The 22838-nt window shown below is 38.1% G+C and carries 24 protein-coding genes; 7 read left to right on the top strand and 17 right to left on the bottom strand.

Annotation, left to right across the window (positions count from 1 at the left end; genetic code table 11):
- The first annotated feature begins 116 nt into the window (after positions 1-116).
- Positions 117-644, top strand: a complete 528-nt coding sequence (locus HMPREF2542_RS01290) for a hypothetical protein (protein WP_058670170.1) — start codon at positions 117-119, stop codon at positions 642-644.
- A 635-nt stretch (positions 645-1279) separates the two neighbouring features.
- Here HMPREF2542_RS01290 and HMPREF2542_RS01285 read toward each other — a convergent pair.
- The 12 genes from HMPREF2542_RS01285 to HMPREF2542_RS01230 form a co-directional block, all read right to left on the bottom strand.
- Positions 1280-2911: a Na/Pi cotransporter family protein gene (locus HMPREF2542_RS01285; protein ID WP_058670169.1), complete on the bottom strand. Its 1632-nt coding sequence runs from the start codon at positions 2909-2911 to the stop codon at positions 1280-1282.
- Between the two features lie 158 nt (positions 2912-3069).
- Positions 3070-3420, bottom strand: coding sequence for a 30S ribosome-binding factor RbfA (rbfA, locus tag HMPREF2542_RS01280; RefSeq protein WP_003033710.1), 351 nt, complete (start codon positions 3418-3420; stop codon positions 3070-3072).
- A 78-nt stretch (positions 3421-3498) separates the two neighbouring features.
- Positions 3499-6330 (bottom strand): translation initiation factor IF-2, encoded by a 2832-nt coding sequence (gene infB / locus HMPREF2542_RS01275; protein ID WP_070484154.1) that lies wholly within the window; start codon positions 6328-6330, stop codon positions 3499-3501.
- A 16-nt stretch (positions 6331-6346) separates the two neighbouring features.
- A complete protein-coding gene (locus tag HMPREF2542_RS01270; RefSeq protein WP_058670167.1) occupies positions 6347-6646 on the bottom strand; it encodes a YlxQ-related RNA-binding protein in 300 nt (99 codons plus the stop codon).
- A complete protein-coding gene (gene rnpM / locus HMPREF2542_RS01265; protein WP_003070354.1) occupies positions 6639-6935 on the bottom strand; it encodes an RNase P modulator RnpM in 297 nt (98 codons plus the stop codon). Before rnpM ends, HMPREF2542_RS01270 begins: the two co-directional genes overlap by 8 nt.
- 10 nt (positions 6936-6945) lie before the next feature.
- Entirely contained in the window at positions 6946-8139 is a 1194-nt protein-coding gene (gene nusA, locus HMPREF2542_RS01260) for a transcription termination factor NusA (RefSeq protein ID WP_003078357.1), read from the bottom strand.
- A gap of 53 nt (positions 8140-8192) precedes the next feature.
- Positions 8193-8681, bottom strand: coding sequence for a ribosome maturation factor RimP (rimP, locus tag HMPREF2542_RS01255; protein ID WP_003070356.1), 489 nt, complete (start codon positions 8679-8681; stop codon positions 8193-8195).
- A 211-nt stretch (positions 8682-8892) separates the two neighbouring features.
- Complete coding sequence (locus HMPREF2542_RS01250; RefSeq protein ID WP_070484151.1) at positions 8893-9585, bottom strand: VIT1/CCC1 transporter family protein; 693 nt, start codon at positions 9583-9585, stop codon at positions 8893-8895.
- A gap of 405 nt (positions 9586-9990) precedes the next feature.
- A complete protein-coding gene (trmB, locus tag HMPREF2542_RS01245; protein WP_003078354.1) occupies positions 9991-10626 on the bottom strand; it encodes a tRNA (guanosine(46)-N7)-methyltransferase TrmB in 636 nt (211 codons plus the stop codon).
- Complete coding sequence (ccrZ, locus tag HMPREF2542_RS01240; RefSeq protein WP_003070363.1) at positions 10623-11420, bottom strand: cell cycle regulator CcrZ; 798 nt, start codon at positions 11418-11420, stop codon at positions 10623-10625. Before ccrZ ends, trmB begins: the two co-directional genes overlap by 4 nt.
- 50 nt (positions 11421-11470) lie before the next feature.
- Entirely contained in the window at positions 11471-12517 is a 1047-nt protein-coding gene (locus tag HMPREF2542_RS01235; protein WP_070484148.1) for an ABC transporter permease, read from the bottom strand.
- The gene (locus HMPREF2542_RS01230) at positions 12514-13245 is read right to left on the bottom strand and encodes an ABC transporter ATP-binding protein (RefSeq protein WP_058670163.1); all 732 of its coding nucleotides are present in this window, start codon (positions 13243-13245) and stop codon (positions 12514-12516) included. The genes HMPREF2542_RS01235 and HMPREF2542_RS01230 overlap by 4 nt, the downstream gene beginning before the upstream one ends.
- A 69-nt stretch (positions 13246-13314) precedes the next feature.
- On the opposite strand from HMPREF2542_RS01230, the gene HMPREF2542_RS01225 reads away from it, so the two are divergent.
- Complete coding sequence (locus HMPREF2542_RS01225; RefSeq protein WP_003070368.1) at positions 13315-13725, top strand: HIT family protein; 411 nt, start codon at positions 13315-13317, stop codon at positions 13723-13725.
- Between the two features lie 9 nt (positions 13726-13734).
- Positions 13735-14022, top strand: coding sequence for a hypothetical protein (locus HMPREF2542_RS01220; protein ID WP_058670162.1), 288 nt, complete (start codon positions 13735-13737; stop codon positions 14020-14022).
- A gap of 40 nt (positions 14023-14062) precedes the next feature.
- Here HMPREF2542_RS01220 and brpA read toward each other — a convergent pair whose 3' ends face one another.
- The 5 genes from brpA to HMPREF2542_RS01195 form a co-directional block, all read right to left on the bottom strand.
- A complete protein-coding gene (gene brpA / locus HMPREF2542_RS01215) occupies positions 14063-15169 on the bottom strand; it encodes a glycopolymer--peptidoglycan transferase LytR (RefSeq protein ID WP_070484146.1) in 1107 nt (368 codons plus the stop codon).
- Positions 15170-15176: 7 nt separating this feature from the next.
- Entirely contained in the window at positions 15177-15698 is a 522-nt protein-coding gene (locus tag HMPREF2542_RS01210) for a GNAT family N-acetyltransferase (protein WP_070484143.1), read from the bottom strand.
- Positions 15691-16131, bottom strand: coding sequence for a tRNA (adenosine(37)-N6)-threonylcarbamoyltransferase complex ATPase subunit type 1 TsaE (gene tsaE, locus HMPREF2542_RS01205; RefSeq protein WP_049482195.1), 441 nt, complete (start codon positions 16129-16131; stop codon positions 15691-15693). The genes HMPREF2542_RS01210 and tsaE overlap by 8 nt, the downstream gene beginning before the upstream one ends.
- A gap of 336 nt (positions 16132-16467) precedes the next feature.
- A complete protein-coding gene (locus HMPREF2542_RS01200) occupies positions 16468-17907 on the bottom strand; it encodes an NCS2 family permease (protein WP_070484140.1) in 1440 nt (479 codons plus the stop codon).
- Positions 17908-18024: 117 nt separating this feature from the next.
- Positions 18025-18624: a DUF1361 domain-containing protein gene (locus HMPREF2542_RS01195; RefSeq protein ID WP_049477011.1), complete on the bottom strand. Its 600-nt coding sequence runs from the start codon at positions 18622-18624 to the stop codon at positions 18025-18027.
- A 106-nt stretch (positions 18625-18730) separates the two neighbouring features.
- On the opposite strand from HMPREF2542_RS01195, the gene HMPREF2542_RS01190 reads away from it, so the two are divergent.
- The 4 genes from HMPREF2542_RS01190 to HMPREF2542_RS01175 all read left to right on the top strand — a co-directional run bounded on the left by HMPREF2542_RS01190 (position 18731) and on the right by HMPREF2542_RS01175 (position 22697).
- On the top strand, positions 18731-19543 hold the full coding sequence (locus HMPREF2542_RS01190) for a Cof-type HAD-IIB family hydrolase (RefSeq protein WP_003070380.1): 813 nt from the start codon (positions 18731-18733) through the stop codon (positions 19541-19543).
- A gap of 409 nt (positions 19544-19952) precedes the next feature.
- Positions 19953-20942: a PTS sugar transporter subunit IIB gene (locus HMPREF2542_RS01185; RefSeq protein WP_070484137.1), complete on the top strand. Its 990-nt coding sequence runs from the start codon at positions 19953-19955 to the stop codon at positions 20940-20942.
- Positions 20943-20959: 17 nt separating this feature from the next.
- Complete coding sequence (locus tag HMPREF2542_RS01180) at positions 20960-21766, top strand: PTS mannose/fructose/sorbose transporter subunit IIC (protein ID WP_049477013.1); 807 nt, start codon at positions 20960-20962, stop codon at positions 21764-21766.
- Between the two features lie 19 nt (positions 21767-21785).
- On the top strand, positions 21786-22697 hold the full coding sequence (locus HMPREF2542_RS01175; RefSeq protein WP_003070386.1) for a PTS system mannose/fructose/sorbose family transporter subunit IID: 912 nt from the start codon (positions 21786-21788) through the stop codon (positions 22695-22697).
- The last annotated feature ends 141 nt before the right edge of the window (positions 22698-22838 follow it).

The following is a 22838-nucleotide window of genomic DNA, read 5'->3' as shown; positions in this document are numbered from 1 at the left end:
TATTTTGTGTTGATTGTTGTCACAAGGAGCTGATTCCAAATTCAAATTTAGAAGAGACAAATCAGCTTTAAATGACTTTAGTCTTCACCTAGCACACTTATCTTTGGAGGTGTACCATGAAAAAGAAAGTCTTTGCAGTTGTTGTTTCCTTACTTGCTATTCTGTTTTTAACTGCTTGTGGTAATAATAAGAAATCAACAAACACATCATCTTCTGAAGTACCCAAGACTAGTTCTAGTCAAAAAGCAGAACAAAAATCAAAAGTTGTTGAATTTTCTACCACAGCTACTGATACAGTTATTTATGAAAGCAAAGGTCTTACGGTCACCTATAAAGGGTTGGAAAAAGATGATTATGAATATACTCTTAAACTAGCTTATAAAAATACTTCCAATAAGGAATATGAAGTGCAAACTCGTAATGGTAAAGTCAATAATATTTCTAATAGTGATGACCATAAAATTATCATTTGTTCTGATACCTTAAAAGCTTCTACTGCTTCTGAAGGTGGGATTAAATTACCAATAAATGCATTGGAAGCGGTTAGTATTACTAAGCCAAAAGTTTTAGAATGCAATTTAGAAGTCATTTATGATATCACAGAAACCATAGCCAAAGTACCAATTAAGGTTACTTTTGAATAATTCAGTAGGAGCTAATGTTTAGCTTCTCTCACATCATGTATGTATACAGTACATAGCAGCTAAATTAACTTTCAATACATATTGTTCTAATAATAAATTAAACAACCAGCCATTCCTCGCTTTATGAGGATTGGCTTTTTATATGACTCATTTCCGAACATCCTTAATAAACTAGTTATGACAATCTCCCCATTACCATAATATTCTCATCAAAAAACATGAGTCTGGCTTATAGAACATACTAAAACTTTTTTTAATTCAATACCCACAATCTACTGATAGCTAGCAATAAGAGGTTCGAATAATTTAACAAATGCAATTTTACAAGAAAGATTTAATCAAAAGTAAAAAGTATATTTCGAAATTTGTATTTTTCTCCTTGATGAATTGGTTTAGAGTTTGTAAGTTTTGATAAAGATAAACTGTGACATCTTTCAAGTTCTATTCAACCTCTATTTGCTCTATTACATTGGATTGATAGCAAAGTCAAGCTAGTATTACAGCACGGATGTTCCACTTTTTCTTGTGTCCCCAACTTGATCTCACAGAGTCATTATTAATAAACTTTCTACTTGATCATACAAGATAAGTAGTGTACAAAAAAACAAACTGCACCAGCAGTTTATTTCTCATGATTATATTTGTTCCGCTTGGACCTTTTCCGCCAAGTTCATGGCGTGATCCGCTACTCTCGTATAGTGAGAGATGATATCAATAAAGTTTACTCCTGCTTGTGTCGAGCATTCTCCTCTATTCAGACGATGAATGTGCGTTTTCCGTAGCTTTCGTTCCATTTTATCAATCGCTTCATGCTTAGTTACTAAGCTATCCGCCAACTCAAGGTCATTATTTTCTACAGAAGCCAGGGATTCTTTAATGAAAGTCAGAGTCATGTTATAAATCAATTCTAACTCTTGCAAAGCTGCTGGAGAAAATTCCACCTTTTTCCGACGGATATAATCTGTCAAGTTAATCAACGCTTCACCATGGTCTCCGATTCTTTCTAAATCTCGAGATGAATCCAAAATATTTGTCAGCACTTCACTTTCTTTTTGGCTAAGAGGCTCACTAGATAAATCAATGAGGTAACGTGTGAGATCTTCATCAATCTTATTAATTGCTTCTTCTGTCTTGTGTCCCTTGTCTGCTGACTTTTCAGTATTGTTCACAATATAATCATAAGCCAACTCAAATGAACGCATCGCATAACGTCCTAAATGAAGCAATTCTTTTTTGGCATTTCCAAGCGCTAAAGACGGAGCTTGTTTAATTAAAATCGGATCCAAATAAAGCGGCTCATATTTCACAACTTCATCTTCACCTGGAATCAGTTTTGTTACCAAGGTAGCTAACAAGCCAATAAATGGAAATTGAATAATTGTATTGGTAACATTAAAAGTTCCGTGAGCAAAGGCAATAGTCATTTCTGGGCTTAAATGGAGCGTTGCTTGAAACCAATGAATCAAGCTCGTAAATGGACCTAAAACGATCAAGCATAAAACAGTACCGACCACATTGAAAGTGACATGGGCACCTGCCACACGTTTAGCAGCAATATTGGCTCCTAATGATGCAATAATCGCTGTAATCGTTGTCCCGATATTATCCCCAAAAAGGACTGGCAAAGCTCCCTTTAACTCAATCAAGCCGCTCGCATATAAATTTTGTAGAATACCAATAGTTGCTGATGAGGCTTGGATCAGCAAGGTAATACCTGTCCCTACAAATACACCTAGGACTGGATTTCCACTCAACTTTATCATATACTCACGAAAAGCATCTAAATTTTTCAATGGCTCCATAGCACCACTCATCAAATTCAAAGCAAAGAAGATCCCCCCCACCCCAAATAGAACGCGACCGATATTATTGATAGAGCGTTTTTTGGTAAAGAAGAGACAAATCGCTCCTAAAAAGAGAATGGGTAATGCATAATCGCCCAGTTTAAAACCAATGATAAAAGAGGTTACCGTTGTTCCAATATTGGCCCCCATGACAATCCCAATTGCTTGTCTGAGCGTTAAAAGACCTGCACTCACCAATCCAACTGTAATAACTGTCACACCTGAACTTGACTGAATCAAGGCTGTTAGACCAATTCCAACTAGAACACCAAAAAATGGATTGCTGGTATATTTGTCAATGAAATAACGAAGCCGATCACCTGCAGCCTGCTGCAAACCATCTCCCATCATCCGAATACTATATAGGAAAAGTCCTAAACCGCCTAAAAAGCTAAATATAATTTGCTGCCAATTGATGGACATCTTTTCTCCTCCGAAAAATCTGTAGCGGATTATCTCCTTTTCTATTTTAAAGGATAAGTGTAAAAGTAACAAGCCTTTTTTAGCATTTTTATCAAAAAAAGAAAGAAAAATAGAATTTCCTTTCTTTTTAAATATATTGATATAGCTAAAATCACGCCTTATTTTTGATCTAAATCACGGAGCATTTGATCAATTTTGTTCCCATATTCAATCGATTCATCCTTGATGAAAGTCAAATCAGGGATTTTGTACATCTTCAAGTTGTGACCCAATTCACGTTTGATGGTTCCCTTCGCCTTTTCTAAACCGGTCTGAGCTTTTTCTTGTTCAGAAGCAAGGTTGCTCATCAGCGTGTAGTACACTTTTGCCATTGACAAGTCGCCCAACATTTGCACATCTGTAATGGTAATTCCTTGAACACGTGGATCACGAACTTTTTTTTGCAAAATTTCATTGACTTCGCGTTTGATTTCCATCCCCACACGATCCACACGAAATTGATTTGCCATGATGTCTCCTTTCACTTATTTTAGAAAAAGGTTGAGGCAGACTTCAATATATCACAGTCTGTCTCCCTTTCATTTATATTATTTTGCGATTTCTTCCATAATGTAGGCTTCAATCATGTCATCCACTTTGATGTCATTGTAATTCTCAACCATGAGACCGCCTTCTTGTCCATTTCCGACTTCTTTCACATCATCTTTATAATGTTTCAAACTAGCAAGGGCACCATCAAAGATAACAACGCCATCACGAATGACACGAACCTTAGAATCACGAGTTACTTTACCGCTAACCACCATAAATCCGCCGATGGTACCGACTTTAGAAACCTTGAAGGTTTCACGAATGACAGCTTCGCCAATAATTTTTTCTTCAAATTCTGGATCAAGCATCCCCTTCATGGCATCTTCTACTTCTTCAATCACTTTATAAATGATACTGTGAAGACGCATTTCGACGTCATCCGCTTCAGCTTGTTGACGAGCTTGTGGAGTAGGACGAACATTGAAACCAATGATAAAGGCATTGGAAGCTTCCGCAAGAGTGACATCTGATTCGTTAATCGCACCAACTGCTGAGTGAACAATTGTTACTTTAACACCTTCCACTTCAATCTTCTGAAGAGATGCTGTTAATGCTTCCGCTGAACCTTGTACGTCGGCTTTGATAATAACATTGACAGACTTGACTTCACCAGCTTTAAGGGTATCAAAGAGATTTTCCAAACTAACACGATGCGTTGCTTGACGTTGTTTCATGAGAGCACGTTTTGCACGTTCTTCACCAGCTGCACGCGCTGCTTTTTCATCTTCATATACAGCAAAATGGTCACCAGCCATTGGTGTTTCATTTAAACCTGTGATAGATACTGGTGTCGATGGTCCCGCAACTTTCACTCGACGTCCACGGTCATTAGTCATAGCACGCACACGACCAAAAGTATTACCAACAACAATTGGATCTTGTACATTTAAGGTACCTTGTTGAACAAGCAAGGTTGCAACTGCACCTTTTCCTTTATCCAAGCGCGCTTCGATTACTGTACCAATTGCGCGAACCTTTGGATCAGCTTTTAGCTCTTGAATTTCAGCTACAAGGAGAACGGTTTCGAGCAGTTCATCAATATTTTGGTTGAACTTAGCTGAGATTTCAACAAATTCAGAATCACCGCCCCATGCTGTAGACATAACTCCATATTCAGCTAATTCACCGATGACACGTTCAGGATTAGCACCTGGCTTATCAATCTTGTTAATCGCTACAATAATTGGCACATTGGCTGCTTTTGAATGGTTAATCGCTTCAATTGTTTGAGGCATGACTCCATCATCTGCTGCTACGACAAGAATCGTAATATCTGTGACAGAAGCACCGCGTGCCCGCATAGAGGTGAAAGCGGCATGCCCTGGTGTATCAAGGAAGGTAATTTTCTTACCATTTTCTTCAATCTGGTAAGCACCAATATGTTGTGTAATCCCACCTGCTTCACCTGTAGCAACACGAGAATTACGCAAGGTATCCAAAAGTGTTGTTTTACCATGGTCAACGTGTCCCATGATGGTCACAACTGGCGGACGTTCTACTAAAGCATCTGGATCAAGATAATCTTCATCCACAAAGAAGCGTTCGATATCTGCATTATCGACTTCAACTTTAGCATGTGCTTCAATGCCATAATCTACCATCAGAAGTTCAATAGTATCGCCGTCCAACGATTGATTCTGCTTTGCCATAACCCCCATCATAAAGAGTTTCTTGACAATTTCGGCTGGTTCACGTTTAATCCGTTTTGCAATTTCTGCAACGGTCATACCTTCTGTGTATTCAAATTCTTTAGGCAATTCATGGAACTTGCGTTCTGTAACTGGTTTTGGAGTTGGAGTGTTATTCCGATTGTTCTTGCCTTTTTTATTTTTTTTGTTATGATTCCAATTACTATTCTTTTGATTTCTCACTTGATTTTGACTGCTTCGATTCTTTTGTTGTTTTCTTGGACCATCTTCTTCGCGATCAAAGTCATCACGTTTCTTGTCTGGTCGAGCTTGTTTTTTCCGACGAGTATCAACTGCAGGAGTTGGAACCGCCTCAGGGGCAACTTGAGACTGTGGAGCCGGCTTCGTAGCCTCCACGATAGGCGCTGCTGCTTTAAATAATTCTTCTACCGGTTCTTTCCGTTTCTTCTGCTCACGTTGAGCTGCCTTTGCGGCTTGAGCTTGCTTGAAACGCTCCTCACTTCCGCGAGCATATTCGGCATTCTGTTCTGCTTTCAGAGCCGCTGCACGCGCCTTGAAATCAATGCGTGGTCCTTGATTTGTTTGAGGGCGATTCTGATTTGCAATATTTGAACGATTTTGTTCTTGACGACGATTATCCTGATTGCGATGATCGCGATTGTCGCGTTTCTCGCTACGATTCACACGGTCATTTCGATTTTGGTTGTTTCGATTATTACGCGGATTGCGCTCTTCTCGATTTCGCTTTTCACCATTTTGTTGTTTTTGTGGCCGATTTTCTCGCTGTTTATTTTGTCGTTCTGCCTGTTCTTTCGCTTTCGCTTCTCGCTCAGCCTTAAAATTACGACTTTTTGGCTTCGCTGGTGCAGCTTTTCTTTCTACTTCCGACTTTTGTGTCGGCGCTGCTGGCTTAGGCATTACTTTTTCAGTCATTGTTACTTCTTTTGCTGCTGAAGCCGACTGCTGCTCTTTAGCCAAAGGTTGATCTGATTTTTGATTCGTTTCTTTTTTAGGAGCTGCTACTTGGGAAAAACTGGCTGTGATACGCGCGGCCACTTCATTTTCAACGCTGCTGGCATGACTTTTCACCTCAATACCAAGCTCTTTTGCACGCGCCACAACTTCCTTACTTTCTTTTCCCAGTTCTTTCGCGATTTCGTATAATCTTACTTTAGACAAATCTTGTCCTCCTCTTCTATTCCATAAGAGACCTCATTTTCTTTGTAAATCCAGCATCAGTGATAGCAAGTACTTTTCTAGACTTGCCCACAGCAGTGCTTAATTCCAGTGTTGAAAACACGGTTGATACTTCTACTTTATAGTAATGACTTTTATCAGTAATTTTTTTTGTCAAGTTCGGAGCAGCATCATTGGCTAAAAAAACCAGTTTTGCTTTTCCGTCTTGTATTGCCCTAACGACCAATTCTTCACCAGATATGATACGATTGGCTTGTTGTGCTAATCCAAGTAAATTGGCTAATTTTTGTTTATTCAAGACCTAACTCTCTTCTTTTAACCTTATGATCCACGTAAGCAATCAGCTCATCATAAAATGCTTCTTCGACTTCCATATTGAAGCTACGGTTAAAAACTCGCTTTTTCTTAGCTTTAAGTGCTTCTTCATTATCAAGCTTGATATAAGCTCCTCGTCCATTGGCCTTTCCTGTCGGGTCAATAAAAATTTGGCCTTCTTTATTTTTGACAATCCGAAGCAAATCACGCTTGTCAATAACTTCATTAGAAACTACTGATTTTCGTAAAGGGATTTTTCTTGTTTTTGCCATTTCCCCCTCCTTAGTCTTCTGCTTCAACTTCACTTTCTAAAAATTCTGTTTCCACAGGACTTTCAATTGTTGCAAATTCATCTGCTTCTTCAGCAAATCCACCAAGCTCACCTGCTTCTTCCATAGCTTCAAATTCACTTGCAGATTTGATATCAATCCTATAACCTGTCAAATGAGCTGCTAAGCGCACATTTTGCCCTCGCCGCCCAATAGCAAGTGATAACTTATTATCTGGTACAACAACAAGAGCATGCTTGCTATCCTCACTATCAAAGATAACTTGATCGACTTCTGCAGGAGCAATCGCATTGTAGATAAATTCTGCAGGATCTGCCACCCACTCAATGACATCAATATTTTCCTCTACAGGAATCATACGGCCAGATTTGGCATCATATTTAGCCGGATGAAATTTGCTGGTAATTTTCTTAATATTTGCACCACCACGACCAACAATTGTACCGATTGCATCTACATTGGGATTGTGACTGCGTACAGCAACCTTAGTCCGATCACCTGCTTCACGAGAAACACTCATGATTTCAACTGTTCCGTCATAAACTTCTGGAATTTCCTGCTCCATTAAACGCTTGATCATTTCTGGATGGCTGCGGCTGACAAAGACATTGACACCGCGAGGATTGTCTTCTACCTTATAGACAAAGACTTCGATGCGGTCATGAGAAGCAAATACTTCACCAGGAATCTGGTCTTGCTTCGACAACTGTGCTTCAATGCTACCTAGATTGACATAGATAAAACGATTGTCAAAGCGCTCGACTGTTCCTGACATGATTTCATTTTCATGTTCTTTATACTTATTGTAAGTGATTGCGCGTGTCTGCTTGCGCATTTTTTCCATAATTGTTTGCTTAGCAGACTGAGCTGCTACCCGTCCAAATTCAGTTGGTGCCTCTTCAAATTTTATTTTATCACCAAGTTCATAAGCCGAGCTAATAGCAAGAGCATCTTTTAAACTGATTTCTAAACGGCTATCAAAAACTTCGTCTACCACTTCACGAACGGTATAAACACGAAAATCTCCTGTTTTTTCGTTGAATTCAATGGCTGCACTATCTGCTTGACCATAGCGACGACGATAAGCCGAACGAAGTGACTCCGTCACCGCTTCGATAATATCTTCTTTTTTGATCCCTTTGTCTTCTTCCAAAATACGGAAGGCCTCTAGCATTTCTTTACTCATGTTTTTTCAGCTTTTGTGGAAACAAAAGCAATCCTTTCTTTATTATATTCTTGCTAAAATTTGACTGCTAATCTTGCTTTGGATACTAGCTGGTAAGGAATTTGAACAACTTTCTTACGAGTCTTATCCATATATTCCATTGTTAAATGATCTTCCTCGAAAGAAAGCAGTGTCCCCTCAAAGACTTTACTTTTATCAAGTGCTTGATACAGACTAACATGGATATATTCCCCAACTGCAGCTGCTAGTTGTTCTTTCGTTTTCAGCGGACGTTCCAACCCTGGGCTAGTTACTTCAAGAAAATACTGCTCAGGAAAGGGATCCGGCTTAATCGTATCCAAAAGTGGACTGATGATGTCCGTCAATTCTGCCGTATCATTTACAGTGATTCCTCCTGGCTTATCTACAAAAATACTGAGAACATGGTCGCTCCCCATTTTACCGTACTCAATATCCACTAATTCATACGGCTCTTGAACGACTGGTGCAACAACTTCTTTTACTAATTTGACAATCGTTGTGATAAGACTACACCTCCTCACAGATAAGAGGCGAAGATATTTCCTCGCCTCTCTTTCATATTCATTATCTACATTATAGCATAAGAAAAAGGAAAATACAAGAAAATTTATTCTTGTATTTTATTTGATTTGATAATTGTGTCTAACAAATCATTCTTAAGCAAATTAACCATAACACTCAATAAAAGAAATTATCATTAAAACCACGCCCCACACAATTTTTATTTTGGACTTAAATAACAAACAATTGACCTACAAGATAAGTCACTGTCATGGTCAAAAGTCCAATGACTAAATTTCGAATCACGGCATTTTTTATCGGTGCTTTTCCTAATTTAGCGCTAGTATATCCCGTCCCTAACAATGCTAAAGCAACAACAATGACTGTTGCTGGAATGCGATAGCTAGCAGGAAGGAAAACTATGGTTAACATTGGAAAGATGGCTCCTACTGCAAAAGCAATAAAACTAGATATTGCTGCATGCCATGGATTTGTAAATTCTTCCACCTCAAGTCCATATTTTTCTTCTACCAAAGCCTTAAGCGGATTTTTCAAAAAAGCTCGATTGGTCAAGAGTTGGGCAGATGTCTCACACTCGCCATTCTGGATATAAGCTGCATAAAGTGACTGTCTAGCAATCTCTGGATTTTTTGTTAAAAGTACTCGTTCTCTGGCAACTGCAGCCTTCTCCGTATCCTTTTGGGTTGAAACAGATACATATTCACCACCTGCCATGGAAAAAGCTCCTGCAAATACTGCCGCTAAACCTGAAAGAAATATAATCCAAACACTTTCCGTTGCACTTGCTACTCCTATAACGACACCCGCAATAGAAATAATACCATCATTAGCCCCCAATACTCCAGCCCGTAAAATATTTAGTCGACCGCTAAAGTTCTTATCAATCTCCTGATTATTTGTCATCCTAAAACTTCTCTTTTCTTTTTTATTTAGAATTATTATAAATAAAAATCTTATAGGACACAATAAAAAATCGGAAAATGAGAAAAGTTTAACTATTTTAAGATAAAATTCCTTAGACATCTACTCAAAAAATGATAACTTTACTGTTTAGCAAACATAAGGCAAGATAATTGTAACAAATTATAGCTAACTTTAAAGTTAAGGAAAAGCCCTCTGATGGATAGCACAATCTTCTGTAACATTTTGAATCGTTATGCTGTCACTATTTTTGTACTCGTGAATGGTTTTGAGAACACTTCTCAAAACCATTTTATTGCTTGAAATATCGGCTACTACTTCGTTATTTAAACTATTTTCCTGAAAACCAAAAAAGACCGCATGGTCTTTTTCATTATTTATTTTACATTAAAACGCTGCTTCGACTCGATAAATGACTTGGCCTTTATTAGCAAATTTTTGCTCGTATTCTGTCATCACATTGTCTTCAAAGTCACTCGCATGTAAATCCAACCAAACGCCATTTAGTTTCATACCATATTGGGAAAAACTAACAAGGCTATACTCAAAGAGACCACGATTATCTGTTTTGAAGTGAATTTCACCATGATCTGGTAAAATCCGCTTAAAGGTATCTAGAAAAGATTTATAGGTCAAACGACGCTTTTCATGACGTTTCTTAGGCCAAGGATCAGAAAAATTCAGGTACAAGCGATCAATCTCCCCATTTTCAAAATAGTTAGTCAAATCAGAACCATCTACCCAAAGAAGTTTGATATTTGGAACATCTGTCGCTAAAACCTTGTCCAAAGCATAACTCAAAACAGATTTTTGAATATCAATTCCAATATAGTTAATTTTTGGATGAGCTTTTGCCATTCCTGAAATAAATGCACCTTTTCCACTCCCTACTTCAACATGAATAGGGTAATTATTTCCAAAAATCTCGTGCCACTTGCCTTTTGCTTCAGTAGGATTTAAAATCACATACTGGGGATTTGCTTCTAGTAATTCCGTCGCTCCCTTACGATTCCTGACTCTCATAGTACCTTTCTTCCGTATTTTGAACGGAAGTTACGTAGTGCATAAATCTCCCGATTCACATTTTCTAAGTCTGCATTCTCATAGTACTTGGCAATCTGGCACAAGTAAGCATATTGACCATACCAGTATAATTTCTTCAATACGGTTGCATTATACCGATAGCCATAATAGGTCAACCATTCTTTCCAACGTACTTCTGGAATATAGTGGCTTAACATATGGGCTACATCAAACATTCGATCTGTCAAACGCACAGAATCCCAATCTACCAAATACACCAAACCGCTATCTGTTTCAACCCAATTGCTATGTCGAACATCGCCATGTACAATCGTTGCATAATCCTCACGAAATTGTGGCAGACTACTGTGCATATCTTTTAAAACAGATCGCAAATAATGATTATGACTAAGTGCAATTGGCGCACGATCTAACCAAGACTCAACTAAATCTGCTGGAGTTTCCAGAGCATAACCTAGCCGGCGTAATTGCGTCATTAACGGACGTGAACGGTGCAATCTTGTCAAAATATTCACAATTTGCTTTTTATCCATTTCAGCCGGTGTCAAAATTTTTCCTGACAGCCACTCTTGCGCGCTCATGACATTACCATCTGCCATGCGACGACTCCACAATAGCTGTGGTGCAATTTGTTCTCTAGCTAAACCTACTAAGATTGGGGTTGTATTCATCTTGACGAAAACGCGCGCCCCATCTGGATAGGTGCCCATGTAGGCTTTTCCACTTTTACCTGCAATCGGTGTCAGAGTTAGCTCATTATCAACCAAGTCCATGATTCCCCTCCGTAAAAAGTTTCCTATCTATTTTACTAATTTTACTTCCTTTAGTCAACCAAACTTTTTAATTTAACTGGTAAATAGAGAAAATAAAGCAATAGTGTAACTCCTGCCATGAAAAGCAATGCAACTCTATCTTGGAAAAATAGCAACGCCATAATTGTTTCAACTAACAGCACACTGTAACCAACAAGAACAATCACTTGTCTCACACCCTTTAACTTTAATCCGATTTCTAGAGGAAATAAGAATGTCAAATATTGATAATCAAAAGCATTGTACAAAGCAGTCAATTGAAATAGCAAAAGATAATTCAACAGTATCACAAAAACAGCCGCAATCCAAGATTGACCTAGCAAGCCAATTCCTAAAAGAGATAGAAATAGCAACCGCATGGTCAAAGCCAGAAAATCACCATTTCGCAAATAAGAGCGTAAAAACATATTCTGCCAGGTGGTTGATTGCCTTTTTGGCAAAATAGTTGTCAAACTATCAAGATAGGCTCGGCGTTTCACGCTATTGGAGATTCCTTTTACATTGGTAAAGAGAGCAAAAAAACGCAAGATTGTCTGCTTTCGTCTCTCTTCGTATTCAATGAGATAGCTCCAATTTATGCCTACACCTTGATAAAATCTTTGGCTCTTTTTCAAAAATAGAAACCATTTTGCTATTAACATAAAAAATACAAGAATAAACCATCCCCAAAATGGTAATCCTAGCGCCAAAAAGAGTGGCGCTGCTAGTAATAGAATAGCCGTTTGAAATACACTCCATAATAGATAAGATGAACACATTTGTTTTTGTAAATAACTTTTTAATTCTTCTTCTTTGACCAACAAAAATAGACTATCTGGCTTTTCCATATACGTTGCAATTCTTCCCAAAGGCAACAAGAACACCAAAAGAACTGCTAAAGCAAGAATAATTGGCAGGTGATTTTTAGGAAAATTTCGCAATAGTTGACTATATTGAACAGCTAAAAAGCCAATAAAAACTAATAAAAATAGAACAAAATGGTCGTTAAAAACATAGCGTGAATATTTCAAACATTGATTGCGAAATACTTGCTTGCGCTTTTGAAACACTTCTTTCATAGGCTCGCCTCTTCCGTCAATGCCAGATAGATCTCATTCAGGCTAGCTTCTGGCATAGAAAATTCTGATTGCAACTCTGATAAGTTACCTTTCGCTCGGATTTCCCCCTTGTGCAAAATCACGAATGAATCACACATTCTTTCTGCTGAGTCCAACACATGCGTACTCATCAGGATAGACTTGCCTTTTGTCTTTTCATCTTTCAAAAGCTCTATCAAATCAGCAATCGCTACTGGATCGAGTCCCAAAAATGGCTCATCCACGATAAAGAGACTCGGATCAACTACAAAGGCGCAAATAATCATGACTTTTTGCTTCATTCCCTTTGAAAAGTGAACGGGGAACCAATCCAATTTTTCTTGCAAGCGAAACTTGGTCAATAATTGTTCCACGCGCGCAAAAGCTACCTCTTGATCGACATCATAAGCCATAGCAACTGTTTCAATGTGCTCTCTTAAAGTCAATTCCTCATATAAACTAGGGATCTCTGGAATAAATCCAATTTTCTTACGATAAGCCATGGGATTGTCTTGCAGTTTAGCGCCGTCAATTAAAATTTCCCCTTTATAAGGAGTTAAAAGTCCAATAATTTCATTGATTGTTGTAGACTTTCCAGCACCATTCAAACCAATTAAGCCCACCAGCTCACCATTTTCTACCGTGAAACTGATATCTTTTAAAACAGGAATATTCACATAGCCTCCTGTAAGCCCTTTTATTTCTAACATATTTTCTCCAAATTCTGGTATAATGTTCTTATATTATAACAAAATCTAGCAAAGTGGAGGTAAATTTTGATGGAAGATTGCATTTTTTGTAAGATTATTGCAGGAGAAATTCCATCTTCTAAAGTTTACGAGGATGAGCAAGTCTTGGCATTTTTAGATATTTCACAAGTTACTCCTGGGCATACCTTGGTTGTGCCAAAAGAACATTTTCGCAATATGCTTGAAATGGACGGGGAAGCAGCCGGCCAACTCTTTGCATGCATACCAACTATTGCTCGTAAAGTGATGAAGGCGACTGACGCAAAAGGAATGAATATCATCAATAATAACGAAGAAATCGCTGGTCAGACTGTCTTTCATACACATGTCCACTTAGCGCCACGTTATACTGAAGATGATGATTTGAACGTAACCTTTGTTGCTCACGAACCCGACTTCCCTGCATTGGCAGCTTTAGCCGAAAAAATTTCAAATGCCTAAGGAGAAACTATGAAATTTAGCAATTTATTGTTATTCACAGGTGCAGCTACTGCCAGTTTTTACCTTGTTAAAAATAGAAAAAAAATCATGGATGAAGCTGTTGAAACCTATGATTCTATAAATAGTATACAGCAGGACCTTCAAAACATTCAAAAAAATGCACAAATCATTCAAGCACAAAAAAGCCATTTAGAAGCTATTTCACAGGATTTGACTTACCAATTTAAACCCTTTGAACAAGAAGCTACTGCACGTCTTCAGCAAATACAAGATACCTGGAATGCTCACAAAAAATAGATATAAAAAGGAATTTAGCATTTGGCTAAATTCCTTTTTATTACTGCACATAATACTGTCCATTTGGATCTGCCCCATACGAACTGTTTGAGTAGGCTGATGAATCGGTCACACCATTTACTATACCACTCCCTGATTGACTAGAACTAGGAACAGTGTTGCCATACAGTTCTTCATATACAACAGCATTTGTTTCCAATTTAGTCACTTCTTCCAAACCTAATGATTTTCTCAAAATATTTTGCATTTCCAATAAATGCTCTGATGTGACGATTTGATAAGAACCACCATCTGCTAGGGTTGCTTCTTCGCCTTTTAACTGCTTACTTTTAATATTCTTGAAAGCATCTTGATAACCTAATAATTGAGGAATACTACCAGAAGACAACTCAACATTCGTCTGCATATTGTTGCTAACAGCCTTTAAAATAGCTTGATAGTGACTAACACTATTTAAACTCAATACTTTTTGGACTACTTTTTGAATCACTTCACGTTGGCGCTTTTGACGTCCATAATCCCCTTCCGGATCTTGATAACGCATCCGCGAATAGACCAGTGCTTGATCACCATTGATATGTTGTTTCCCTGGTTCAACAACTGCTTTGTATTCTGGCTCGTTTTCTTCAATCGAGATAGGAAAACCAAGGGTGTTATTGACCGTAATGCCTCCAACAGCATCAACTAATTGTACCAGACCTTTCATATTGATCAGAACATAACGATCAATGTGAATATTCATCATTTTTTGAATCGTTGAAATCGCTAGTTCGGCACCACCATTAGCATAAGCTGCATTAAGTTTTGCTTGCGTTGTCCCATCAGCGGTTTTAATTTTGGTAAGAATATCCCTTTCCAAACTCATCATTGTCGTTTTTTTTGTCTTAGGATTAACTGTTACGAGAATCATGGAATCACTATTTCCAGCCCACCGATCTGAGCGTGATCCACTACCTGTATCTACCCCCATCAAAAGCAAGGTCAAAGGTTTGGTAGCGGCAATCACATTTGTTTCTTTCCCAAAGCTTTTATAAGTCTTAGACAAAGCATCTGTTGATTGGTTATAAATAGTAAAACCATAAACGCCTAGCCCCGCGATAGTTACAAGGCACAAGCTCAAAAACATTAAGATAATTTTTTTTAACATATTTATTCTAGTCTATCAGTTTTCCCATTAGATAAACATCAAGAAATTCCCCTTCTGTAAGATAGGCCCCTCTTTTTTGAACGCCCTCAATCTCAAACCCAAATGCCTGATACAAATGAACAGCACGTTCATTTCTTGCTTGTACAGTCAATTCTAATCGCCGAATCACTCCAGAATTCTCTGCCCAATTTATCGCCTCTTCTAAAAGAAACTTTCCTAAGCCTTGATTCCAAAATGCTCTTTTAACCACGATAAAGATCTGCCCAATATGCCGAATCCGCTCATGAAAATCAGCTGTGATACTCACAAGACCAGTAATTTCATTATCTAATAGTGCAATTAGATAAATCTGATTATCTGACGCAGCTTGATGTTCAATGAAAGAGCTCATCTGCTCTTCTGTCATCAAAATCCCTGCGTCATCTAATGTCATGTAATCTGACTCTTGCCCAACCTGATTAAGAAAATCAATCAAATGTACAGCATCCTGAATCTCCGCTTCTCTTATCAGCAATTCTAACTCAACCATTGAAAAGTTCCTCAAGTAAATTCTCAGCTCGATGACCTTTTGCGTCAAAGATCAATTCTCGACCATCATTTTTTCTTAGAATCGTCAATTTGAGATAATCGCTTGGTAAACTATCTTCCAACAATTCACCCCATTCAATGACTGTCACCCCTTCACCAAAGAGAAAGTCATCTAAATCAATCGAATCTGGATCTTCCCCAATGCGATACACATCCAAATGATAGAGTGGAAGGCGGCCATCATATTCCCGAACAATCGTGTAGGTCGGACTTTTAATCATTTGTTTGATATTCAGCCCACGTGCTAATCCTTTGGTAAAGGTTGTTTTTCCAGCTCCTAGATCACCTGTTAAAATCAAAATATCTTGTTTTTGGAGTAAAGCGCCTAATTTCTCGCCCCACGCCATTAACTCATTTTCATTATGACTAAACATTTTACTATTATATCAAAATTTTTCGTTTTCTGCTAAAATTTGACAAAAGAAAAAGGGGTGGGACAGAACTCATTTTGAAAATTTTTAGTTCGTAATCTCACTCCCACAAAGATGCTCAACAGTCTGAGAAACTATTGAGGTAATGGATAAAGGAAACAGAGTTTTTGTTAAAAAGACTCTTCTGAGTTTGAAAAGCAACTATTCTTGAGACTTGCTTCGCAATCTCTATTCGCCTCTCAAAGCTGTGCTTTGAGCAATCAACTGCTGTATTCGTGATTTATTCAACAGTGTGCTTGAAGCTAGGAACTTTCGTTCCAACCTCATTTTTTTCAATCATTAAGCCAGAGCCAAACTGATAAAGTTTAGGATAAATAAGACATCCAACACCCAGATAATGGGATGAACTTCCTTAGCTTCACCCTTGATGATTTTCACAAAAGCATACATGATGAAACCTGCAGCAATACCATGAGTAATACTGTAAGTAAAGCCCATAAAAACGGATGTAAAAAATGCTGGTACTGCTTCTGATAAATCGTCCCATTCAATATCTTTCATGCTAGAGAGCATCATCATTCCCACAATGATAAGAATAGGTGCTACCGCTACTGTTGGTACAATAGCAAGAAGTGGACTAAAGAAACTTGACACAGCAAACAAAGCTGCAACGACAAGCGCTGTCAATCCAGTACGACCGCCCGCTTCAATTCCAGCTGCACTTTCTACATAAGTCGTAACATTTGAAGTCCCTGTAATCGCACCAATAGTTGTCCCAACCATGTCTGAGAATAATGCCTTATCCATTTTAGTTTGAAGGCCAGACGAATCTTTAGCAGCTTCTTCATCTGCAATGTTAAAGATGCCCGCTTTGCGCCCTGTACTGATCAACGTTCCGATATTATCAAAAATATCTGTTAATGAAAAGGCCAAAATAGCAAGAAGCACTTCTGGAATGCGAGAAGGTTTTGCAAATAAAGCTAACAAACCGTTTTTACCTAAAGCTGCACCAAAAATCTTTCCTAAATCCTGAACAGCAGCACTGATATTATTGGAAGCAAAATTGATTTTTGAAAGGTCTACAACTCCCACCAAAATGGCTACGATTGTGGTTGCCGCAATAGATAACACAATACCTCCGCGCACACGTTTCAAAACAAAGAAAATGGTGATGAAAATTCCAAACAAAGCTACAAGAACAGCTGGGTTGTTAAAATCTACCAAGCCCGGTGTTGCCACTCCATTGGCTGTAATAGCTGCTTGTGCCTTATCAGCACCTTTTCCTGTAACGCTATAAGTTCCCGGATCAATTGAGAATTTTAAAAGTCCAGCTTTTTTAACTCCAATGTAAGCTAGAAAAATCCCAATCCCACCAGAAATAGCATATTTTAAACTTTCTGGAATTGCATGAATAATAATTGTACGAACTTTGGTTAGCGTAACAACAATGCTGATAATCCCGCAAAGAAAAACCATCGCCAACGCTTCTTGCCAAGTATAACCAAGCGCAAAAACAACGGTATAAGTAAAGAAAGCATTCAATCCCATACCAGGAGCCTGAGCATAAGGAATATTAGCATACAAAGCCATCATCAGCGTTCCAGCAACAGTCCCAATGATTGTCGCCAAAAAAACACCTTGAGCTGGCATCCCTGTTTGACTGAGCATCTCAGGATTGACAAAGAGAATGTAACTCATTGCAAAGAAAGTGGTTAAACCAGCAAGAACTTCTGTACGAACAGTTGTACCATTTTCTTTTAGTTTAAAAAACTTGTCCATTTTTAAATCTCCTTAAAATTTACGAACGATAGTAGATATAATAACACAAAATATTCATAATTTCAACAGATTTTCAAAAAACAAACAAATTATTGCAGTGAGTTTTATCTAAAATCTTTATTTAGACTGATTTTTACTCAAAAAGACCAAGGACATGATTTGAATAAAGGTAAACCCTAAAATGAACAGCAGACTCTCCCGCTGCAAAGACACTGCCAGACGCTCAAAAACTAGTGTAGGATGACTAACTAAATCCCAAGAATTAAGTCGATCATAACGACCTATATAGATGGCTAAACTAGATAAAAACGACACTGCTCCAATAGCTAAATACTCTATCCACCAATTCAACTTTAAATAATGTACAATCATGTTCCAGCTCTCAATTCCACATAAAACTCCAAAGAAAATACTTGGAACAAATGCCATAAAAAGATGTAAGCTTTCTCGATTCCACAAGGTATCACTCACCCAGTGCATGTGTACCAGGTCCGTAATCATATAGAACGTATTGGGGTAAAATGCTAGCCAAAGAAGAATGACAGGTAGGAAAAACCATTTCTTTTTAAACTGAATGGCTAGAAAAGCTGTATCATAGGCAATCAAAGCTAAAAACATATTCCAGATCAAATCCGGCCCCTTCGTTAAAATTCCTTCGACATAAACGATAGCAGAAATGATTGCAAAGAAAATATGAATGATAATTGTTTTACGCATACTCGATGTCCTCCTTCATTATATAAGAAAACATTATATCACAAATTATGCACTTTCATCTTAAAATCTGCTATAATAGAAAACAGCACAAATGAAAGAGTACATTATGACAAAAAAAGTAATTGCAGTAGATTTAGACGGAACTTTGCTCAATTCTGACAGCAAACTGTCTGAATTTACAAAAGAAACGATCAAAAAAATTTCTAAAAAAGGCCACCATGTTGTTATCACAACAGGACGACCTTATCGGATGGCACGAGAATTTTACAAAGAGTTGGAGTTACATACGCCAATGATTAATTTCAATGGTTCTTTGACTCATATTCCTGAGAAAAAATGGCAACAAGAAAGATGCATCACCTTAGACAAAGAATATCTATTGGATATTGTCAAACGGAAACAAGAAATTAAAGCGGACTTCATCGCTGGTGAGTACCGAAAGAAATTTTATATTACAACACCAAATGAAGCAATTGCCGATCCAAAATTGTTCGGTGTGGAATCCTTTCGACCTGAAAATCAATTCATCCCTGACTTAGTGACTAAAAATCCCAATTGTATCCTCTTGCAAACACACGCTACTGATAAATATGCCTTAGCTGATGAATTGAATCAATTTTATCAACAGCAGCTCTCTATCAACACTTGGGGAGGACCGCTAAATATCCTTGAATGCACTCCAAAGGGTGTAAACAAAGCCTTTGCTTTAAAATATTTATTAGATATTCTGAACGTAGATCGAAAAGATTTGATTGCTTTCGGAGACGAGCACAATGATACAGAGATGTTAGCATTTGCCGGTACAGGCTATGCTATGAAAAACGCTAGTCAAACACTGCTTCCCTATGCAGATGAACAACTACCACTGACCAATGATCAAGATGGAGTGGCTCATCAATTATTGAAACTATTTTTATAACAATGCTTAGAGTTGGACAGGTCTTCTGCCCGATTCTTTTTAGTAGTTTGTTACAAAATCATGTAGTAAAGTGGATTCAGTTTTATGCTATAAATTTTATATGATGAATTTAGCTTTTTGGATTTAACATTTCTCTAAATTATTTATTGAGTTTTCTTTTTCTGTTCGATGTTTTCCAAGAAAAGAAAGAATATTTTTCATACTTTCATAATTTTTTGTAAACGTTTTTCAAGGTTAATATATTGTTTAAATGACTAGCATTATCTGTTTACAATCTGTCAAAAATATGAAAGAATTTGACTTTTTTTAGCTTAAACTATTGCATTTTTCATGAAAACGTTTTATACTTAAATAGTCTTAAATTTTTCTTAAACTTAAGTCAAACATTTTATAAGGAGGAAAGACAATAATGAGTATCGGAATCATTATTGCAAGCCATGGTGAATTTGCTGCTGGTATTCATCAATCAGGTTCTATGATTTTTGGTGAGCAAGAAAAAGTTCAAGTTGTAACTTTTATGCCAAACGAAGGTCCTGATGATTTGTATGCTAAGTTCAATGATGCTGTGGCTGCTTTTGATGCGAACGATGAAGTTCTAGTTTTGGCTGACCTTTGGAGTGGTTCTCCATTTAACCAAGCTAGCCGCGTAATGGGTGAAAATCCTGACCGTAAGTTCGCGATCATTACAGGTTTGAATCTGCCAATGTTGATTCAAGCTTATACAGAACGAATGATGGATGCCAATGCTGGCGTTGACACTGTTGTCGCAAACATCATCAAAGAAGCCAAGGAAGGAGTAAAAGCTCTTCCTGAAGAACTAAATCCTGTAGCTGAAGTAGCAAGTGCGCCGACTGCACCGACTGCTCAGGCTACTATTCCAGAAGGAACCGTTATTGGCGATGGCAAGTTAAAAATCAATCTTGCACGTATCGATACACGTCTTCTGCATGGTCAAGTTGCGACTGCTTGGACACCAGATTCTAAAGCAGATCGTATCATCGTTGCTTCTGACTCAGTAGCGCAAGATAAGCTTCGTAAGGAGCTGATCAAGCAAGCTGCACCTGGTAATGTCAAAGCAAATGTTGTCCCAATCGACAAATTGATTGCAGTAGCAAAAGACCCTCGTTTTGGTAACACACATGCATTGATTCTTTTTGAAACTCCTCAAGATGCACTCCGTGCGGTTAAAGGCGGTGTCGATATCAAAACACTTAATGTTGGCTCAATGGCTCACTCAACGGGTAAAACAATGGTCAATAACGTCTTGTCAATGGATAAAGATGACGTTGCAACCTTTGAAAAATTGCGTGACCTAGGAGTCGAATTTGACGTACGTAAAGTACCAAACGACTCTAAAAAAGATTTGTTTGACTTAATTAATAAAGCCAACGTTCAATAATAGAAAGGATTTAGAATATGTCAATTATTTCTATGATTTTAGTGGTCTTCGTTGCCTTTCTTGCTGGACTTGAAGGAATCTTAGACCAATTTCAATTCCACCAACCACTTGTTGCATGTACACTTATCGGTCTTGTAACAGGACACTTGGAAGCAGGTGTAATGCTTGGTGGTTCACTACAAATGATCGCTCTTGGTTGGGCAAATATTGGTGCTGCTGTTGCGCCTGATGCTGCTCTTGCATCTGTTGCTGCCGCTATTATTATGGTACAAGGTGGAGACTTTACAAACAAAGGTGTTGCTGTCGCAACTGCTGTTGCTATCCCACTTGCTGTTGCTGGTCTTTTCCTTACAATGATCGTTCGTACTATCTCAGTTGCCCTTGTTCATGGTGCTGATGCCGCTGCTAAAAAAGGTGATATCGCAAGCGTAGAACGTGCTCACTTGTTTGCTCTTGTCCTTCAAGGTTTGCGTATCGCTATTCCTGCTGCGCTTCTTCTTGCTATCCCAGCTGAATCAGTACAAAACTTACTTTCTGCAATGCCTGCATGGTTGTCAGATGGTATGGCTATCGGTGGTGGTATGGTCGTTGCCGTTGGTTATGCTATGGTTATCAATATGATGGCAACTCGCGAAGTATGGCCATTCTTTGCTATCGGTTTTGCACTTGCAGCTGTTAGCCAATTAACTCTTATCGCTCTTGGTACAATCGGTGTTGCAATCGCTCTTATCTACCTTAACCTTTCTAAAAAAGGTGGCAATGGTAGCGGCGGAGGTTCTGCTACATCAAATGACCCAATTGGTGATATTTTAGAAGACTACTAAGAAAGGAGCTACTAATATCATGACAGAAAAAATTCAATTATCAAAATCAGATCGTCAAAAAATTTGGTGGCGTTCAACTTTCTTGCAAGGTTCTTGGAACTATGAACGGATGCAAAACTTAGGTTGGGCTTATGCGTTAATTCCGGCTATCAAAAAACTCTACACTAACAAAGAAGACCAAGCTGCTGCACTTGAACGTCACTTGGAATTCTTTAACACTCACCCATACGTAGCTGCACCTATCATCGGGGTTACACTTGCTTTGGAAGAAGAAAAAGCAAATGGTGTTGAAATTGATGATGCTGCTATTCAAGGGGTTAAAATCGGTATGATGGGGCCTCTTGCTGGTATCGGTGACCCTGTATTCTGGTTCACAGTTCGTCCTATCCTTGGTGCTCTTGGTGCCTCTCTTGCTTCAACAGGGAACATCATAGGACCAATCCTCTTCTTCGTTCTTTGGAATCTTATCCGTATGGCCTTCTTGTGGTACACTCAAGAACTCGGTTACAAAGCTGGTTCTGAAATTACTAAAGATATGTCAGGCGGTATCCTTCAAGATATCACTAAAGGAGCTTCTATTCTCGGTATGTTCATCCTTGCTGTGCTTGTTGAACGCTGGGTAAATGTTAGCTTTGCACTTCAACTTCCTTCAACAAAACTCTCAGAAGGAGCTTACATCAATTTCCCTAAAGGTGCTGTAAGTGGTGAACAGCTTCAAAAAATCTTAGGCGATGTCGCAAATGGACTTAGCTTAACTCCTGAAAGAGCAAACACGCTACAAGGTCAATTGAATTCATTGATTCCTGGTTTGATGGGACTTCTCCTTACTTTCCTTTGCATGTGGTTGCTTAAGAAGAAAGTTTCACCAATCACTATCATCATCGGATTATTCATCGTTGGTATTATCGCCAAGGTTATTGGTTTGATGTAAAATGAAAAGAAGGCAGAAGCCTTCTTTTTTTACTGTTAAATTTTTAAAATTTGGCAATCAAAGACACCTTTCAAAAAAGAAAATAAAAATTTTTCAATGCAAATATGGTATAATGAAAAGGAAAGATTTAAGAAAAAGAGG

This window comes from Streptococcus sp. HMSC034B05 (assembly GCF_001809055.1).
GTDB classification, from domain to species: Bacteria; Bacillota; Bacilli; order Lactobacillales; family Streptococcaceae; genus Streptococcus; species Streptococcus constellatus.
This window is presented reverse-complemented; position numbering and strand designations above follow the sequence as displayed.

Bases quoted from the DNA above. Each gene is read 5' to 3' on its own strand.
- HMPREF2542_RS01290 (WP_058670170.1), top strand. From the start codon at position 117: ATGAAAAAGAAAGTCTTTGCAGTTGTTGTTTCCTTACTTGCTATTCTG.
- HMPREF2542_RS01285 (WP_058670169.1), bottom strand. From the start codon at position 2,911: ATGTCCATCAATTGGCAGCAAATTATATTTAGCTTTTTAGGCGGTTTA.
- rbfA (WP_003033710.1), bottom strand. From the start codon at position 3,420: ATGGCAAATCAATTTCGTGTGGATCGTGTGGGGATGGAAATCAAACGC.
- rnpM (WP_003070354.1), bottom strand. From the start codon at position 6,935: ATGGCAAAAACAAGAAAAATCCCTTTACGAAAATCAGTAGTTTCTAAT.
- nusA (WP_003078357.1), bottom strand. From the start codon at position 8,139: ATGAGTAAAGAAATGCTAGAGGCCTTCCGTATTTTGGAAGAAGACAAA.
- HMPREF2542_RS01250 (WP_070484151.1), bottom strand. From the start codon at position 9,585: ATGACAAATAATCAGGAGATTGATAAGAACTTTAGCGGTCGACTAAAT.
- trmB (WP_003078354.1), bottom strand. From the start codon at position 10,626: ATGAGAGTCAGGAATCGTAAGGGAGCGACGGAATTACTAGAAGCAAAT.
- ccrZ (WP_003070363.1), bottom strand. From the start codon at position 11,420: ATGGACTTGGTTGATAATGAGCTAACTCTGACACCGATTGCAGGTAAA.
- HMPREF2542_RS01235 (WP_070484148.1), bottom strand. From the start codon at position 12,517: ATGAAAGAAGTGTTTCAAAAGCGCAAGCAAGTATTTCGCAATCAATGT.
- HMPREF2542_RS01230 (WP_058670163.1), bottom strand. From the start codon at position 13,245: ATGTTAGAAATAAAAGGGCTTACAGGAGGCTATGTGAATATTCCTGTT.
- HMPREF2542_RS01225 (WP_003070368.1), top strand. From the start codon at position 13,315: ATGGAAGATTGCATTTTTTGTAAGATTATTGCAGGAGAAATTCCATCT.
- HMPREF2542_RS01220 (WP_058670162.1), top strand. From the start codon at position 13,735: ATGAAATTTAGCAATTTATTGTTATTCACAGGTGCAGCTACTGCCAGT.
- brpA (WP_070484146.1), bottom strand. From the start codon at position 15,169: ATGTTAAAAAAAATTATCTTAATGTTTTTGAGCTTGTGCCTTGTAACT.
- HMPREF2542_RS01210 (WP_070484143.1), bottom strand. From the start codon at position 15,698: ATGGTTGAGTTAGAATTGCTGATAAGAGAAGCGGAGATTCAGGATGCT.
- tsaE (WP_049482195.1), bottom strand. From the start codon at position 16,131: ATGTTTAGTCATAATGAAAATGAGTTAATGGCGTGGGGCGAGAAATTA.
- HMPREF2542_RS01200 (WP_070484140.1), bottom strand. From the start codon at position 17,907: ATGGACAAGTTTTTTAAACTAAAAGAAAATGGTACAACTGTTCGTACA.
- HMPREF2542_RS01195 (WP_049477011.1), bottom strand. From the start codon at position 18,624: ATGCGTAAAACAATTATCATTCATATTTTCTTTGCAATCATTTCTGCT.
- HMPREF2542_RS01190 (WP_003070380.1), top strand. From the start codon at position 18,731: ATGACAAAAAAAGTAATTGCAGTAGATTTAGACGGAACTTTGCTCAAT.
- HMPREF2542_RS01185 (WP_070484137.1), top strand. From the start codon at position 19,953: ATGAGTATCGGAATCATTATTGCAAGCCATGGTGAATTTGCTGCTGGT.
- HMPREF2542_RS01180 (WP_049477013.1), top strand. From the start codon at position 20,960: ATGTCAATTATTTCTATGATTTTAGTGGTCTTCGTTGCCTTTCTTGCT.
- HMPREF2542_RS01175 (WP_003070386.1), top strand. From the start codon at position 21,786: ATGACAGAAAAAATTCAATTATCAAAATCAGATCGTCAAAAAATTTGG.